This is a genomic window from Stenotrophomonas sp. CFBP 13725, assembly GCF_014841935.1.
Classification (GTDB): domain Bacteria; phylum Pseudomonadota; class Gammaproteobacteria; order Xanthomonadales; family Xanthomonadaceae; genus Stenotrophomonas.
Genome location: NZ_JACYUV010000002.1, coordinates 542,443 through 557,082 on the forward strand (window position 1 = coordinate 542,443; position 14,640 = coordinate 557,082).

14 protein-coding genes are annotated in these 14,640 nt (G+C 64.7%); 8 read left to right on the forward strand and 6 right to left on the reverse strand.

Annotated elements, in window-relative coordinates:
• Window positions 1–3: 3 nt before the first annotated feature.
• The 5 genes from IFT65_RS05610 to ykgO form a co-directional block, all read right to left on the reverse strand.
• Window positions 4–534, reverse strand: coding sequence for a GNAT family N-acetyltransferase (locus tag IFT65_RS05610; RefSeq protein ID WP_188324278.1), 531 nt, complete (start codon window positions 532–534; stop codon window positions 4–6).
• Between the two features lie 22 nt (window positions 535–556).
• Complete coding sequence (locus IFT65_RS05615) at window positions 557–1,444, reverse strand: carbon-nitrogen hydrolase (RefSeq protein ID WP_192080681.1); 888 nt, start codon at window positions 1,442–1,444, stop codon at window positions 557–559.
• A 463-nt stretch (window positions 1,445–1,907) separates the two neighbouring features.
• Entirely contained in the window at window positions 1,908–2,948 is a 1,041-nt protein-coding gene (locus IFT65_RS05620; RefSeq protein WP_188324276.1) for an agmatine deiminase family protein, read from the reverse strand.
• A gap of 42 nt (window positions 2,949–2,990) precedes the next feature.
• Entirely contained in the window at window positions 2,991–3,320 is a 330-nt protein-coding gene (locus tag IFT65_RS05625) for a hypothetical protein (protein WP_192080682.1), read from the reverse strand.
• A 129-nt stretch (window positions 3,321–3,449) separates the two neighbouring features.
• On the reverse strand, window positions 3,450–3,575 hold the full coding sequence (gene ykgO, locus IFT65_RS05630; protein WP_005409283.1) for a type B 50S ribosomal protein L36: 126 nt from the start codon (window positions 3,573–3,575) through the stop codon (window positions 3,450–3,452).
• Window positions 3,576–3,784: 209 nt separating this feature from the next.
• Between ykgO and cmk the strand changes: the two genes are divergently transcribed.
• The 8 genes from cmk (at window position 3,785) to galU (ending at window position 12,067) form a co-directional block, all read left to right on the forward strand.
• Complete coding sequence (gene cmk, locus IFT65_RS05635) at window positions 3,785–4,462, forward strand: (d)CMP kinase (RefSeq protein WP_188324274.1); 678 nt, start codon at window positions 3,785–3,787, stop codon at window positions 4,460–4,462.
• 199 nt (window positions 4,463–4,661) lie between these two features.
• Window positions 4,662–6,344, forward strand: coding sequence for a 30S ribosomal protein S1 (gene rpsA, locus IFT65_RS05640; protein WP_192080683.1), 1,683 nt, complete (start codon window positions 4,662–4,664; stop codon window positions 6,342–6,344).
• Window positions 6,345–6,431: 87 nt separating this feature from the next.
• Window positions 6,432–6,737, forward strand: coding sequence for an integration host factor subunit beta (locus IFT65_RS05645; RefSeq protein WP_188324272.1), 306 nt, complete (start codon window positions 6,432–6,434; stop codon window positions 6,735–6,737).
• 71 nt (window positions 6,738–6,808) lie between these two features.
• Complete coding sequence (locus IFT65_RS05650; protein WP_188324271.1) at window positions 6,809–7,090, forward strand: lipopolysaccharide assembly protein LapA domain-containing protein; 282 nt, start codon at window positions 6,809–6,811, stop codon at window positions 7,088–7,090.
• 6 nt (window positions 7,091–7,096) lie between these two features.
• Window positions 7,097–8,275: a lipopolysaccharide assembly protein LapB gene (gene lapB / locus IFT65_RS05655; protein ID WP_188324270.1), complete on the forward strand. Its 1,179-nt coding sequence runs from the start codon at window positions 7,097–7,099 to the stop codon at window positions 8,273–8,275.
• A 3-nt stretch (window positions 8,276–8,278) separates the two neighbouring features.
• A complete protein-coding gene (locus tag IFT65_RS05660; protein ID WP_192080684.1) occupies window positions 8,279–9,259 on the forward strand; it encodes a glycosyltransferase family 4 protein in 981 nt (326 codons plus the stop codon).
• 15 nt (window positions 9,260–9,274) lie between these two features.
• Window positions 9,275–11,179 (forward strand): nucleoside-diphosphate sugar epimerase/dehydratase, encoded by a 1,905-nt coding sequence (locus IFT65_RS05665; protein ID WP_192080685.1) that lies wholly within the window; start codon window positions 9,275–9,277, stop codon window positions 11,177–11,179.
• A gap of 3 nt (window positions 11,180–11,182) precedes the next feature.
• Window positions 11,183–12,067 carry a UTP--glucose-1-phosphate uridylyltransferase GalU gene (gene galU / locus IFT65_RS05670; protein ID WP_188324267.1) on the forward strand — a complete coding sequence of 295 codons (885 nt, stop codon included), beginning with the start codon at window positions 11,183–11,185 and terminating at the stop codon, window positions 12,065–12,067.
• 1,329 nt (window positions 12,068–13,396) lie between these two features.
• Here the strand turns inward: galU and IFT65_RS05675 are convergent.
• Window positions 13,397–14,605 carry an acetyl-CoA C-acyltransferase gene (locus IFT65_RS05675; protein WP_188324266.1) on the reverse strand — a complete coding sequence of 403 codons (1,209 nt, stop codon included), beginning with the start codon at window positions 14,603–14,605 and terminating at the stop codon, window positions 13,397–13,399.
• Window positions 14,606–14,640: the final 35 nt, after the last annotated feature.

Sequence of the window (14,640 nt, forward strand, 5' to 3'; positions counted from 1 at the left end):
GCATTACTCATTGGTGGGTGCGCTGTCAGTGCCGTCGCCGAGCGCGCGTTGCATCTGCACCGTGTCGAGCCAGCGGCCGTGCTTGCGCCCCAGCCCCTGGAAAACACCGACCAGATGGAAACCGAAGCGCTCGTGCAACTTGATGGAGGCGGTGTTGGTGGGTTCGCCGATCACGGCCACCATCTGCCGATAACCACGTGCGGTGCAGGCATCGATCAGCGCCTGCAGCAGCGTGGTGCCTACGCGCTGGCCCTGGAAGCGCGCATCCACATAGACCGAGTTTTCCACGGTCCACTGATAGGCCACTCGGGTGCGGTAGGTATTGGCGTAGGCATAGCCGGCGACGTCGCCGTCAACCTCGGCGACGATGTAGGGGAAGCCGCGGGCCACGATGTCCTGCATCCGGCGCTGCATTTCAGCCGCGTCGGGGATGTCGTACTCGTAGGTGTTGACGAAATCGGTCACTTCCACCGCGTAGATCGCGGTGATCGCAGCGATGTCAGCCTCGCGGACATCACGGATAAGCACGGCCATGGGCGCAGGTTCCGGCAGGGGATCAGTCGATGTAGCGCTTGAGCAGGTCGCCGTACGCGTCGATGCGGCGATCACGCAGGAACGGCCAGATGCGGCGCACGTGCTCGCTGCGCTGCAGGTCGACCTCGCAGATCAGCACCGTTTCCTCACCACCGGCTTCAGCGATGAACTCGCCCTGCGGCCCCAGCACGTGGCTGTTGCCCCAGAACTGGATGCCCGATGCGCCCATTGGCGACGGTTCGTGGCCGACGCGGTTGCAGCTGAGCACCGGCACGCCGTTGGCCACGGCATGGCCGCGGTGACTGAGCACCCACGCATCGCGCTGGCGATTCTTTTCATCCTGCTGGTCATCCGGGTCCCAGCCGATGGCGGTGGGATAGAGCAGCAGCTCGGCACCGGCCAGCGCCATCAGGCGGGCCGCTTCCGGATACCACTGGTCCCAGCAGACCAGCACGCCAAGGCGGCCGACCGAGGTGTCGATCGGCGTGAAGCCGAGATCGCCCGGGGTGAAGTAGAACTTTTCGTAGAAGCCCGGATCGTCCGGAATGTGCATCTTGCGGTACTTGCCCAGCAGGCTGCCGTCCTTTTCGAACACCACCGCGGTGTTGTGGTACAGGCCCGCGGCACGGCGCTCGAACAGCGAGGCGACCAGGACCACACCGTGCTGCTTGGCCAGCTTGCCCAGGCGCTCGGTGCTGGGGCCCGGAATCGGCTCGGCCAGGTCGAATTCGTCCACATTTTCGTGCTGGCAGAAGTACGCGCCATTGTGCAGCTCCTGCAGCAGCACCAGCTTGGCGCCATTGGCTGCGGCTTCAGCGACACGGGATTCGATCACGGCGAGATTGGCGGCGGCATCACCGTGGTTGCGCTCCTGGATCAGAGCGACGGTAAGGGGCTGGCGGGGACTCATCCGAAAGCGTTCCTGCAGGGGAAAACATGCATGTTAACGCGGATGGGCGAGGGCAGCGTGGCCGCGGCTGAATGATGGGTATGGGGGCGTTCTGGCCTGCGGCCGGCAGAAGCGCAGGCAACGTCAACAGCAGACGGCAACTGCAATTTCAGGAGCACGGCTGCATCGCCCCGGCCGGCGCGGCAGGGATCGCCAGGAATCGCCGTGAATACGTCCCTATGGGGGGGGCGATAGAGGTGAAGCGGAACGGAAAAAGAATGGGCGGGGCAGAGCCCCGCCCATTTCTATTTTTCACGTGGCGGGCGGCCCACGGAACTTGTCCGAGGGCCGGGCGGGGAGGCTATGCGGGGCCTTGAGCGGCAGGAGCCGCGAAGAGCTACATGGACGTACTTGCGCGTGCCCCGCATAGCCTCCCCGCCCGGCCCTTCACCCAGCTGCCGCTTCCCAGCCAGCCACGAAGGGCTCAGCCGTTTGCCAGCAACCCCGCCGGCAACTGCATCGTGATGCAATGCAGGCTCCCGTTCTGCCAGATCAGCGACCGGCAGGGCACCTGCACGATCTCCCGATCCGGGAACGCCGCCGCCAGCACATCCCGTGCGGCGTCATCGGCGACATCACCGTAGGCCGGCATCAGCACCGCCCCGTTGATGATCAGGAAGTTCGCATACGACGCAGCCAGGCGGCGGCCGTCGTCCAGTACCGGCTGCGGCCACGGCAGCGGGAACAGACGGTACGGCGCACCATCGACGGTGCGCAGCGCGGCCAGCTCGGCGCCCATCGCCTGCAGCTCGGCATGGTGCGAGTCGCCGGCGTCATCACAGGCCTGATAGACGATGCTGTCCGCGGACGCGAAACGTGCCAGCGTGTCGATATGCGCGTCGGTGTCGTCGCCTTCCAGATAGCCGTGATCCAGCCACAGCACCCGGTCCTGCTGCAGCCAGTCGGCCATGTCGGTCGAAAGGCTGGCGCGATCACGGTCCGGGTGGCGCTCATGCAGGCACTTCCACGTGGTCAGCAACGTGCCCTGGCCATCGGTTTCAATGCCGCCGCCTTCCAGCGCGAAGGGAATGCTGCGAACCGGTGCATCGGTGAACACGCCCGCGCCGGCCAACACGCCGACCAGTTGGTCATCCAGGCTGGCATCGAACTTGCCGCCCCAACCGGTGAAGCGGAAGTCCAGCAGCTGGAAGCCGCCGTCCTTGCGCTGCAGGGTGATCGGACCGGAGTCGCGCAGCCACGTGTCGTCGTACTGCGCGGTGACGAAGTGCACGCGGTCCATGTCGATGCGGTTGGAGCGCAGGCGCATTTCGGCGTAGGTCTCCACGTCGTCGTCGGCCACGCAGATCAGCACCGGCTGGAAGCGGGTGATCGCGGCCACCAGGGCGATGTAGGTCTCTTCCACCTGGCCCAGGCGCTCGGCCCAGTCGGTGTCGGCCGTCGGCCAGGCAATCAGGACGCCGCTCTGGGCTTCCCACTCGGCAGGAAAACGTAGGGTCTCGTTCATGGTCTCGCTTGCATTGGCCCGCGCGGGCGCGGGCTGGGTTCGTCAGCGGATCGGCGGCTTCGGGCCGATCTCGTTGGGGGCCGCCTTGTTGGCCACCACGTCGATCACCTTCTGCTTTTCAAAGTAGACGGTGAACTGCGGGTAGACCCAGCGGTTGATGGTCGGCCACTGGCGCTTCTGGCCGCCGCGAGCATCCAACTGCTCGGCCGGTGCGCCGAACTGGCTCTGCACCTGCTGCATGCTCTGGCCGCGGACGGGCAGGGCGATGCCCGGCTTCTCGGCGGCGCGATCCACCAGCAGGGTGTCTGCCAGGGCCGGTATGGCCGCGGCGAGGGTGGCCATCACGGCCAGGGACATCAGGCAACGCTTCATCTCGAACTACTCCCCAGTGGTCAAGAAACGCGATTACAACATGGATAAAGCAGAAAGCCGCCCGGAGGCGGCTTTCTGTATCAAACCGGCCCCGCGAAGGACCTGTGGTCGGCCGTGAGGCCGGCCAACTCAGCGCTGGCGCGCCTTGAAACGCGGGTTCGACTTGCAGATCACGAAGATCTTGCCACGACGACGCACGACCTTGCAGTCACGGTGACGGGCCTTCGCTGACTTCAGGGAGGACAGGACTTTCATGGCATACCTCGGCGTACACGTTGAGTGTAAAAGTAAGTGTTCAAGTGGAGCGCGGCCGCGATATGCCAGAGACAATACTGCGTTGACGCTCGTTCAAGCCCGCCATTCTACCGGGCTTTTCTCCATCGTTTCAAGTGGTTGCACAGACCAATCGCAGCACCCGGTCAGGCTGGGGCTAGAATGGGCCCTTCACACCTGCTGGAAACCCCATGTCTGCACTCGTTCCCGTCCTCACCATCGACGGCCCTTCCGGGGCTGGCAAGGGTACCATCAGCCGCATCGTGGCCCGCCGCCTGGGCTGGCACTACCTCGATTCCGGCGCGCTGTACCGGGCCGTGGGCGTGGCCGCCAGCTGGGCGGACATAGACACCTCGGACGCGTCGGCGCTGGTGCGCTGCACCTTCGACACCAAGGTGCAGTTCGTGGAGCAGGGCGAGACGATGCGGGTGCTGGTCAACGGCACCGACGCCACCGACGAGCTGCGGCTGGAAACCACCGGTGCGCTGGCCTCGGCCATTGCCGCCATCCCGGAGGTGCGTGGCGCACTCAAGGAGCGGCAGCGCGCATTCAGGTCTGCCCCCGGCCTGGTGGCCGATGGCCGTGACATGGGTACGGTCATCTTCGCGGACGCCTCCTATAAGGTGTTTCTGACCGCAAGTGCCCAGGAGCGCGCCGAGCGCCGTCATAAGCAGTTGAATGACAAGGGGGTTTCTGTTAGCTTTGATGACCTCCTGCGCGAGATCATGGCCCGCGACGCCCGTGATGCACAGCGCACTGTGGCGCCCCTGAAGCCGGCAGACGATGCCGTCCTCATCGATACCACTGGTATCGGCATCGATGATGTCGTTGCACGAGTGATGGATCTGCTTCCGGTTTCGGCTGCCTGATCCGTTCGTACAGGAGAACCGCCCTCGACGGGGCGGTGTCGCAACACGCACCGCAGGGTTGTAAATGCTCCGTCGCGCAATGATGCGTGGCGGTTTAATCACTTCACACACGGCCCGCTTTTCCGGGGTCGACCAACAGGCGGGCGGCTGGGTTCCTTGATGGAAACCGCTGACCCATGTGATCAACAGAGTAAATCTAATGACCGAATCTTTTGCCGAACTGTTTGAAGCCAGCCAGGCCAATCTGGCCAAGCTGAAGCCGGGCTCCATCGTCAGCGGTACCGTCGTGGAAGTCCGCGGCGATGTCGTGGTGATCAATGCCGGGCTGAAGTCCGAAGGCATCGTGCCGATCGAACAGTTCCGTAACGATGATGGCGAGATCGATGTCGCCGTAGGCGATGTCGTCAAGGTCGCCCTCGATTCCATCGAGAACGGCTTCGGTGAGACCGTTCTGTCGCGTGAGAAAGCAAAGCGCGCGATGGTGTGGGACGAGCTGGAAGAAGCGCTGGAAAAGAACGAAACCATCACCGGTCGCATCAGCGGCAAGGTCAAGGGTGGTTTCACCGTCGACATCAAGGATGTCCGCGCGTTCCTGCCGGGTTCCCTGGTCGATGTGCGCCCCGTGCGCGATCCGGCCTACCTGGAAGGCAAGGAGCTGGAATTCAAGCTCATCAAGCTGGACCGCAAGCGTAACAACGTCGTGGTTTCGCGCCGCGCTGTCGTCGAAAGCGAGCACTCGGAAGAGCGCGAGCAGCTGATGGACAAGCTGCAGGAAGGCGCGATCCTGAAGGGTGTCGTCAAGAACCTGACCGATTACGGCGCTTTCGTGGACCTGGGCGGCATCGACGGCCTGTTGCACATCACCGACATGGCTTGGAAGCGCGTGCGCCATCCGTCCGAAGTCGTGAATGTCGGCGACGAGCTGGACGTGCGCGTGCTGAAGTTCGACCGCGAGCGCAACCGCGTTTCGCTGGGTCTGAAGCAGCTGGGCGAAGATCCGTGGGATAACATCTCGCGTCGTTACCCGGCCAACAGCCGCGTGTTCGGCAAGATCTCCAACGTGACCGATTACGGCGCATTCGTCGAAATCGAGCCGGGCGTGGAAGGCCTGGTGCACGTGTCCGAGATGGATTGGACCAACAAGAACGTCAACCCGTCCAAGGTGGTGCAGGTCGGTGACGAAGTCGAAGTGATGGTGCTGGATTGTGACGAAGAGCGTCGCCGCATCTCGCTGGGCATGAAGCAGGTTGCCGCCAATCCGTGGGAAACCTTCGCTGCCACCCACAAGAAGGGTGACAAGGTGTCGGGCCAGATCAAGTCGATCACCGACTTCGGCATCTTCATCGGCCTGGACGGCGGCATCGACGGCCTGGTTCACCTGTCCGACATCAGCTGGGCGACCACTGGCGAAGACATCGTGCGCAACTTCAAGAAGGGCGACAACCTGGACGCAGTGGTCCTGGCGGTTGATCCGGAACGCGAGCGCATCAGCCTGGGCGTCAAGCAGCTGGAGCAGGATCCGTTCGGTCAGTTCATGGCCGTCAATCCGAAGGGTTCCAAGATCGAAGGTGTGGTCAAGGAAGTTGACGCCAAGGGCGCCATCATCGAACTGGCCGACGGCATCGAGGGCTATGTTGCTGCCCGCGATATCTCCGTCGACCGCGTCGACGATGCCACCCAGCACCTGAAGGTTGGCGACAAGATCGAAGCCAAGTTCGTGGGCATGGACCGTAAGGGCCGTACCCTGCAGCTGTCGATCAAGGCGAAGGACGATGCGGAAATGCGCGAAGTGCTGGAGGACTACCAGTCCGCCTCTTCGGCCGGCATGACCCAGCTCGGCGCGCTGCTGCGTGCACAGCTGGGCGGCAACAAGTCCGAGTAATCGGTCTGCCGCTGTCGTAGTTTCCTGGACGGCCCGGACATCAGTCCGGGCCGTTTCAGGGTTTGAGCCCCTCGAGCAGAGCCTGCAATGACCAAATCCGAACTGATCGAAATCCTTGCGCGCCGGCAGGCGCACCTGAAGGCCGATGATGTCGATCTGGCGGTGAAGTCGTTGTTGGAGATGATGGGCGGCTCGTTGTCGGCCGGTGATCGCATCGAGATCCGCGGTTTCGGCAGTTTTTCCCTGCATTACCGTCCGCCGCGCCTGGGTCGCAATCCCAAGACCGGTGAATCGGTCGCCCTGCCGGGCAAGCATGTCCCGCACTTCAAGCCGGGCAAAGAGCTGCGCGAACGCGTCAGCGATGTGGTGCCACAGGAAGCCGATCCGGCCTGATCCTGCATCACGACGTGCGATCCACCCACCGGGTCGGATAAGCTACGGTCTTCCGTGACTGGAGCTGTCGCATGAAGGTTTTCCGTTTACTGGTCCTGCTGGCAGTGCTGGTCATTGGACTGATCATCGGTGCGGTCAACATGACCGAGATGACGATCAACCTGGTTTTCACTGAATTGCATACCTCGGTTGGCGTGGCGATGATCGCTGCGTTGCTGGTCGGGGTCGTGGTCGGTGCCGGGCTGGTGCTGGTGAGCGTGGTCGTTCCGCTCTATGCCCAGCTGCGCCGTGCCAACAAGGCTGCCCTGGCAACTCCGGGTGTGGCTGTTACTCCTCCTTATGATGGACGCTGATCGCAGATGGAATTTGTCTCCGAGTACTTCTGGTTTTTCCTGTGTGTCCCGCTGGCGGCGGTTGCCGGCTGGGTCATCGGCCGGCGCGGCGGACAGCGCCACGGCGACAACCAGGTCAGCCGCCTGTCCAGCACCTACTTCCGCGGCCTGAACTACCTGCTCAACGAGCAGCCGGACAAGGCGATCGAACTGTTCCTGCACATCGCCGAGCTGGACAAGGAAACCTTCGAGACCCAGGTCGCGTTGGGCCATCTGTTCCGCCGTCGCGGTGAGGTCGATCGCGCGATCCGCCTGCACCAGGGACTGGTTAACCGCACCGACCTCAGCGATCCCCAGCGCGTACAGGCGCTGCTGGCGCTGGGCGAGGACTACATGAAGTCCGGCCTGCTGGACCGTGCCGAAACCGTGTTCTCCGAACTGGCACAGATCGACCAGCGCGCACCGCAGGCGCTCAAGCACCTGATCGGCATCTACCAGGCCGAGCGGGACTGGGAAAAGGCGATCGACAACGCGTTGCGCTTCGAAGAAGTCACCGGCGAGCCCATGGGCAAGCTGGTCGGGCAGTTCGAATGCGAACTGGCCGAGCGCCACCGCGGCGCCGGTAACGTGGAGCAGGCGAGGGCAGCCATCGCGCGGGCCTACCAGGCCGATGCGATGTCCGTACGGGCCGGCATCATCGAAGGCCGTCTGGAAACCGATGCCGGCAACGCCGAAGCCGCCGTCCGCGCTTTCGAGCGCGCCGCGCGCAACGATCCGGAGTACCTGCCGGAAGTGCTGCAGCCGCTGATGCAGAACTACCGCAAGGTCGGTGACCTGGGCGGCGCGCGCAGCTTCCTGTCCGAGATGACGGAACATTACCGTGGCATCGCGCCCGTGCTGGCGCTGACCCGGTTGATGGAAGAGCAGGAAGGTGTCGCCCCCGCGCGTGCCTACCTCGGTCGCCAGTTGAAGGATCGCCCGTCGGTACGCGGCGAGTCAGCGCTCATCGACCTCACCTTGGCCGAGGGTGCCGACCCGACCGCCACCCTGCACGATCTGAAGCACATCACCGACCAGTTGCTGGTGCGCAACCCGGCCTACCGCTGCACGCGCTGCGGTTTTGGCGCACGCACGCACCATTGGCAGTGCCCGAGCTGCAAGGAATGGGGCACGGTCAAGCCACTGCTGAATTACGCGGTGCTGTAACGCATGAACGCTGTTGTCGCGTTCGAGGCGCTGGGCATGCTTACCCTCGCGGCGGCCGGCCTGACCTGGCTGGCACGCCGCTATGCGCTGCATCGCCAGCTGCTGGACCAGCCCGGTGAGCGGCGCAGCCATGCGGTGGCGACGCCTCGTGGCGGTGGCATTGCCATCGTGGCGACGGTCCTGCTGGGCACGACCGCCGGCGCGATGGTGTGGCCTGCTGCGGTGGTCGGGCTGGCCGTGTTCGCCGCGGGACTGTTGCTGGTCGCAGGGATCGGCTGGTGGGATGACCATCATCCGTTGCCGGCGATTCGGCGGCTGATGGTACACATGCTGGCATCGGCGCTGCTGGCTGCGCTGGTGTGGCAGGCAACGGGCAGCATCGTGCAGGCCGTCCTGCTGTTCTTTGTCGCAACTGCCTTGATAAATCTGTGGAACTTCATGGATGGCATCAACGGCATCGCCGCCAGTCAGGCCTTGATTGCCGCGCTGGCCATCGCCGCGATTCTGCCAACCCCTGCGGCACTGCTGGCGATCGCCGTGGCGGCCGGGTGCCTTGGATTCCTGCCGTTCAACTTTCCGCGCGCACGCATCTTCATGGGTGATGTCGGCAGCGGGGCCTTGGGCTACCTGCTCGCGGCGCTTGTCGGGTTGGCCAGCGTGGTGACCGACATCAACTGGCTGCTGTTGCTGGTGCCGCTCGCGGTGTTCCTTGTGGACGCAGGCTTCACGCTGTCATCCCGCATGCTCTCCGGGCAACGCTGGATGGAACCACACACGCAGCACGTCTATCAGCGCGCCGTGAAGGCTGGCTTCAGCCACGCACGGGTGACGGGCGTGTATATTCTGCTCGGCCTGGTCGGAGCGGTGCTGCTGTACGCAGCGCGTTCGATATCTTCGCTGCATCAGGCTGGCGTGGCGGTCGCCTGGGGGGTGCTGTTGGCCTGCCTGTGGGGCGTGTCGCGCGTTCGCCTGCGCAATTTCTGAGGGTTTATCCTGCTCATGTCAGCTAGGTGGAACAGAATTCTTGCGCTGCTGCCGCGCGCCGCCATCGTCGTCCATGATCTTTTCATGGTCTGGGCCTGCTGGCAGCTTCTGCACGCGGGCCGGTACTCGATCCTCCCCGATGCGCCGGCGCTGCCTCTCTGGAATGTAGACACCTCGCTGGTGCTGGGCATCCAGGCATTGGTGTTCTGGCGTGTCGGCCTGTATCGCGGCCTGTGGCGTTTTGCCAGCGTGGCCGACCTGATCAACATCTTCAAGGCCAGCTTCATCGGCCTGATCGCCATCGTCTTGACGTTGGCATGGAAGCGCTTCGACGGCGTGCCGCTGTCGGTGCTCGTCATCTATCCCTTCGCGCTGTCCGCGCTGCTCGGTGCCCCGCGCCTGCTGTATCGCGCCTGGAAGGATTATCAGTCCGTACAGTCCGACTCGACCGGTCGCCGTGTGCTGATCCTGGGCGCAGGTCAGGCTGCGGAGGCGCTGGTGCGCGACCTGCGCCGTTCCGGTGAGTACGAACCGGTCGGCCTGCTGGACGATGCCCCGCACCTGCAGGGCGCCAAGCTGCAGGGACTGCCGATCCTCGGCACGCTGGACGACGCGCCGGCTGTCGCGCGCGAAACCGTTGCGCGGCTGATCGTCATCGCCATTCCCTCGCTGGATGCGGTGGGCATGCAGCGGGTGGTCGGCCTGTGTGAGAGCACGGGTGTGCCGTTCCGCACGGTGCCCAAATTGAGTGACATCCTGCAGGGCCAGTCGCTGCCGGGTCAGTTGAAGGAAGTGGCGATCGAAGACCTGCTGGGGCGCAAGCCGATCCAGCCGGACTGGACCTTGATCCGCGGTTGGCTGGGCGGCCGGACGGTGCTCGTCACCGGCGCCGGCGGGTCGATCGGTTCAGAACTGTGCCGCCAGTGTGCACGCCATGGAGCAGGGCGCATCGTGCTGCTCGAGATGAGCGAACTGCTGCTGCTGACCATCGAAGCCGAGCTGCGTCGCAGCTTCCCGGACATCGAGGTCGAGGCCGTGCTGGGTGACTGCGGTGACCCCGCGGTGATCCGCCATGCGCTGTCGCTGCGTCGGGTGGAAGCGACCTTCCATGCGGCCGCCTACAAGCAGGTGCCGGTATTGGAGCGTCAACTGCGCGAAGCGGTCCGCAACAATATCCTGGCCACCGAGAACGTGGCGCGCGCCTGCATGGAAGCAAAGGTGGAGCACTTCGTCTTCATCTCGACCGACAAGGCCGTAGACCCGGTCAACTCGCTGGGCGCCAGCAAGCGCTATGCCGAGATGATCTGCCAGAGCCTGGACCAGAAGTCCACGCACACGCGTTTCGTGACCGTCCGCTTCGGCAACGTGCTGGCCTCCGCCGGCAGCGTGGTGCCGTTGTTCCGCGACCAGATCATGAAGGGCGGTCCGGTGACCGTCACCGATCCGGAGGTCACGCGTTACTTCATGACCATCCCGGAAGCCTGCCAGCTGATCCTGCAAGCGGCCGCGTCCGCCTCGCACGGCGCGATCTACACGCTGGACATGGGCGAACCGGTACCGATCCGCGTGCTCGCCGAGCAGATGATCCGACTGACGGGAAAGCAGCCGTACAAGGACATCGCCATCATCTACACCGGCCTGCGTCCCGGTGAGAAGCTGCACGAAACGCTGTTCTATTCCGATGAGGAATACCGGCCCACCTCACACCCCAAGGTGCTGGAGGCGGGCGTGCGTACGTTCTCGCGGGACCTCGTGCTGGCCAACGTGCCGAAGCTGCGCGACGCGATATCCACTTACGATATCGAAGCGATCCAGGAGATCCTGTTCGCCACGATGCCGGAGTTCGATCCGCTTCAACAGGATGCTTACATCCCTTCGGCTAACGTGGTTCCCTTCCCCGTAAGAGAGGCCAACAGGTAGCAGATGAGCAAGCGAATCAGAAAAGCAGTTTTTCCGGTGGCAGGGCTAGGGACACGCTTTTTGCCGGCAACCAAGACGGTTCCGAAGGAAATGCTGCCGATCATCGATCGTCCGCTCATCCAGTACGCCGTTGACGAAGCCATCGAAGCGGGCTGCGACACCCTGATCTTCATCACCAACCGCTACAAGCATGCGGTTGCCGACTATTTCGACAAGGCCTACGAGCTCGAGCAGAAGCTCGAACGCGCCGGCAAGCTGGAGCAGCTGGAGCTGGTTCGCCATGTGCTTCCCAACGGCGTGCGTGCGGTCTTCGTGACCCAAGCTGAAGCGCTGGGCCTGGGCCATGCCGTGCTGTGTGCGAAAGAGATCATCGGCGATGAGCCCTTCGCGGTGCTGCTGCCGGACGATCTGATCTACAACCGCGGTGACGGTGCGCTCAAGCAGATGGCTGACCTCAACGAGGCCACCGGTGCCAGCGTGATCGCGGTGGAAGATGTGCCGCACGAGCAGACGGCGAGCTACGGTATCGTCGCCACGGACGCGTTCGATGGCAGTCACGGCCGCATTTCGGCCATTGTCGAAAAGCCGAAGCCGGAAGATGCACCCAGTGACCTCGCGGTAGTGGGCCGTTATGTGCTCAGCCCGAAGATCTTCGAGCTGCTGGAAGCGACCGGTACCGGCGCAGGTGGCGAGATCCAGCTGACCGACGCGATCGCCGAGCTGCTGAAGAGCGAGCCCGTCGATGCCTATCGTTTCGAAGGACGTCGCTTCGACTGCGGCACGCATCTGGGCCTGGTGGAAGCCACCATCCGGTTTGCACTGAACAGCAAGAAGCTGGCCAAGCCGGCCCGGCAGAAGCTGCAGGAAATGCTCGCCGAAGACGATTGATCCGGCGAACGGCCGAGCCCCTCGTGGCGGGCGGCGAAAGCTGCAGCTGCGGCGGGGCCGGGCGGTGGGGCTGGTCGGGGGACGGCAATAGCCGCATCCATGCGGGCCTCGTTTCGTGCCATCCATGGCACTCAACGCCCCCGCCCAGCCCCACCGCCCGACCCCCTGACGGGTTCCGGTGGCAGCCCGCCACGTAAGAAAAAATAAAAAAGCGGTAGCGCCGACCCATGGTCGGCGGAATGTTGCCGCCAACGGCCCGCTGCGCTCGCCGACCATGGGTCGGCGCTACCGATGCCCGCAGGTCCTGTCCCACCAAACATACATACCTGCAGCTGTAGCTGCGGCTGTTGCTGTTGCCGTGGCTCTGGCTCCAGCACGGTGCCGGGGCGCAGCCCCGGCACCAAAACCCTTTCGGCGGAATGTTCCCGCCAACGGCCCGCTGCGCTCGCCGACCATGGGTCGGCGCTACCGATGCCCGCAGGTCCTGTGGACGCCATGGACCTGTCGAAGGTGGGGCGGGGTGGGTTCGCGGGGGCGTTGAGCGCCATGGATGGCGCGAAACGAGGCCCGCATGGATGCGGCTGTTGCCGTCCCCCGCGAACCCACCCCGTCCCGCCCATCCCGGCAATGCAGCTGTTGCTGTTGCCGTGGCTTTGGCTTTGCTCTAGCTCTGGCTCAAGCAGGGTGCCGGGGCGCAGCCCCTGCAACCAAAACCCTTTCGGCGGAATGTTCCCGCCAACGGCCCGCTGCGCTCGCCGACCATGGATCGGCGCTACCGATGCCCGCAGGTCCCGTGGCCACCATGGACCTGTCGAAGGTGGGGCGGGGTGGGTTCGCGGGGGCGTTGAGCGCCATGGATGGCGCGAAACGAGGCCCGCAGGATGCGGCTGTTGCCGTCCCCCGCGAACCCACCCCGTCCCGCCAAACACACATGCCTGCAGCTGTGGCTGTTGCCGTTGCCGCAGCTCTGGCTCAAGCAGGGTGCCGGGGCGCAGCCCCGGCAACCAAAACCCTTTCGGCGGAATGTTCCCGCCAACGGCCCGCTGCGCTCGCCGACCATGGGTCGGCGCTACCGATGCCCGAAGGTCCTGTGGCCGCCATGGACCTGTCGAAGGTGGGGCGGGGTGGGCTCGCGGGGGCGTTGAGCGCCATGGATGGCGCGAAACGAGGCCCGCATGGATGCGGCTGTTGCCGTCCCCCGCGAACCCACCCCGTCCCGCCCACCCCGGCAATGCAGCTGTTGCTGTGGCTCTTGCTCTGGCTCTGGCTCTGGCTCTGGCTCTGGCTCAAGCAGGGTGCCGGGGCGCAGCCGCGGCAACCAAAACCCTCTTACAGCGATTCGAAGATGCCCGCCGCACCCATGCCGGTGCCGATGCACATCGTCACCATGCCGTACTTCTGCTGGCGACGACGCAGACCGTGCAACAGCGTTGCCGTACGGATCGCACCCGTGGCGCCCAGCGGATGGCCCAGCGCGATGGCGCCGCCCAGCGGATTGACCTTCGACGGGTCCAGCCCGCAATCGCGGATCACCGCCAGCGACTGCGCCGCAAATGCTTCATTGAGCTCGATCCAGTCCAACTGATCCTGGGTCAGGCCGGCCTGCTTCAGCGCCTTCGGAATCGCCGCGATCGGGCCGATGCCCATCACTTCCGGGCGCACACCGGCGACCGAGAAGCTGACGAACCGGGCCAGCGGCTTCAGGCCGTAATCCTTCACCGCCTGCTCGGACGCCAACAGCACCGCACCGGCGCCGTCGCTCATCTGCGAGGAATTGCCGGCCGTGACCGTACCGCCGAACTGGCCGTTGCGGAACACCGGGCGCAGCTTGGCCAGGCCTTCCGCGGACGAATCCAGGCGCGGGCCCTCATCGGTGTCGACGACGGTGTCGCGGGTGATGATGCGGCGGCCGTCGGCCAGGTCCGGCTGACGGGTGCGCACGTCGTACGGACTGATCTCGTCCTTGAAGTCGCCGTTCTGGATCGCGGCGATCGCCTTCTGGTGCGAGGCGAGGGCAAAGGCGTCCTGCTCTTCGCGCGACACCTTCCACTCTTCGGCGACCTTCTCAGCGGTGATGCCCATGCCGTAGGCAATGGCCACGTGGTCGTTATCGAACACGCTCGGGGCCATCGCGATCTTGTTGCCCATCATCGGCACCATCGACATCGATTCGGTACCGCCGGCCAGCATCAGGTCGGCATTGCCCAGACGGATCTGATCCGCCGCCATGGCGACGGCCTGCAGGCCGGATGAGCAGAAACGGTTCACCGTCTGCGCCGCGATGGTGTCCGGCAGGCCGGCCAGCAGCACGCCGATGCGCGCCACGTTCATGCCCTGCTCGGCTTCCGGCATCGCGCAGCCGATGATGGCGTCGTCGATGCGGTTGACGTCGATGCCCGGCGCCTGCGCTACCACCGAGCGCAGCACGTGGGCCAGCATGTCGTCGGGACGGGTGTTGCGGAACATGCCCTTGGGCGCCTTGCCTACCGGTGTGCGGGTGGCGGCGACGATGTAGGCGTCCTGGATTTGCTTGGTCATTGCAGTGATCTCTTCAATAGGGGTTGGGATGAGGT

Bases quoted from the DNA above. Each gene is read 5' to 3' on its own strand.
- IFT65_RS05610 (WP_188324278.1), bottom strand. From the start codon at position 534: ATGGCCGTGCTTATCCGTGATGTCCGCGAGGCTGACATCGCTGCGATC.
- IFT65_RS05615 (WP_192080681.1), bottom strand. From the start codon at position 1,444: ATGAGTCCCCGCCAGCCCCTTACCGTCGCTCTGATCCAGGAGCGCAAC.
- IFT65_RS05620 (WP_188324276.1), bottom strand. From the start codon at position 2,948: ATGAACGAGACCCTACGTTTTCCTGCCGAGTGGGAAGCCCAGAGCGGC.
- IFT65_RS05625 (WP_192080682.1), bottom strand. From the start codon at position 3,320: ATGAAGCGTTGCCTGATGTCCCTGGCCGTGATGGCCACCCTCGCCGCG.
- ykgO (WP_005409283.1), bottom strand. From the start codon at position 3,575: ATGAAAGTCCTGTCCTCCCTGAAGTCAGCGAAGGCCCGTCACCGTGAC.
- cmk (WP_188324274.1), top strand. From the start codon at position 3,785: ATGTCTGCACTCGTTCCCGTCCTCACCATCGACGGCCCTTCCGGGGCT.
- rpsA (WP_192080683.1), top strand. From the start codon at position 4,662: ATGACCGAATCTTTTGCCGAACTGTTTGAAGCCAGCCAGGCCAATCTG.
- IFT65_RS05645 (WP_188324272.1), top strand. From the start codon at position 6,432: ATGACCAAATCCGAACTGATCGAAATCCTTGCGCGCCGGCAGGCGCAC.
- IFT65_RS05650 (WP_188324271.1), top strand. From the start codon at position 6,809: ATGAAGGTTTTCCGTTTACTGGTCCTGCTGGCAGTGCTGGTCATTGGA.
- lapB (WP_188324270.1), top strand. From the start codon at position 7,097: ATGGAATTTGTCTCCGAGTACTTCTGGTTTTTCCTGTGTGTCCCGCTG.
- IFT65_RS05660 (WP_192080684.1), top strand. From the start codon at position 8,279: ATGAACGCTGTTGTCGCGTTCGAGGCGCTGGGCATGCTTACCCTCGCG.
- IFT65_RS05665 (WP_192080685.1), top strand. From the start codon at position 9,275: ATGTCAGCTAGGTGGAACAGAATTCTTGCGCTGCTGCCGCGCGCCGCC.
- galU (WP_188324267.1), top strand. From the start codon at position 11,183: ATGAGCAAGCGAATCAGAAAAGCAGTTTTTCCGGTGGCAGGGCTAGGG.
- IFT65_RS05675 (WP_188324266.1), bottom strand. From the start codon at position 14,605: ATGACCAAGCAAATCCAGGACGCCTACATCGTCGCCGCCACCCGCACA.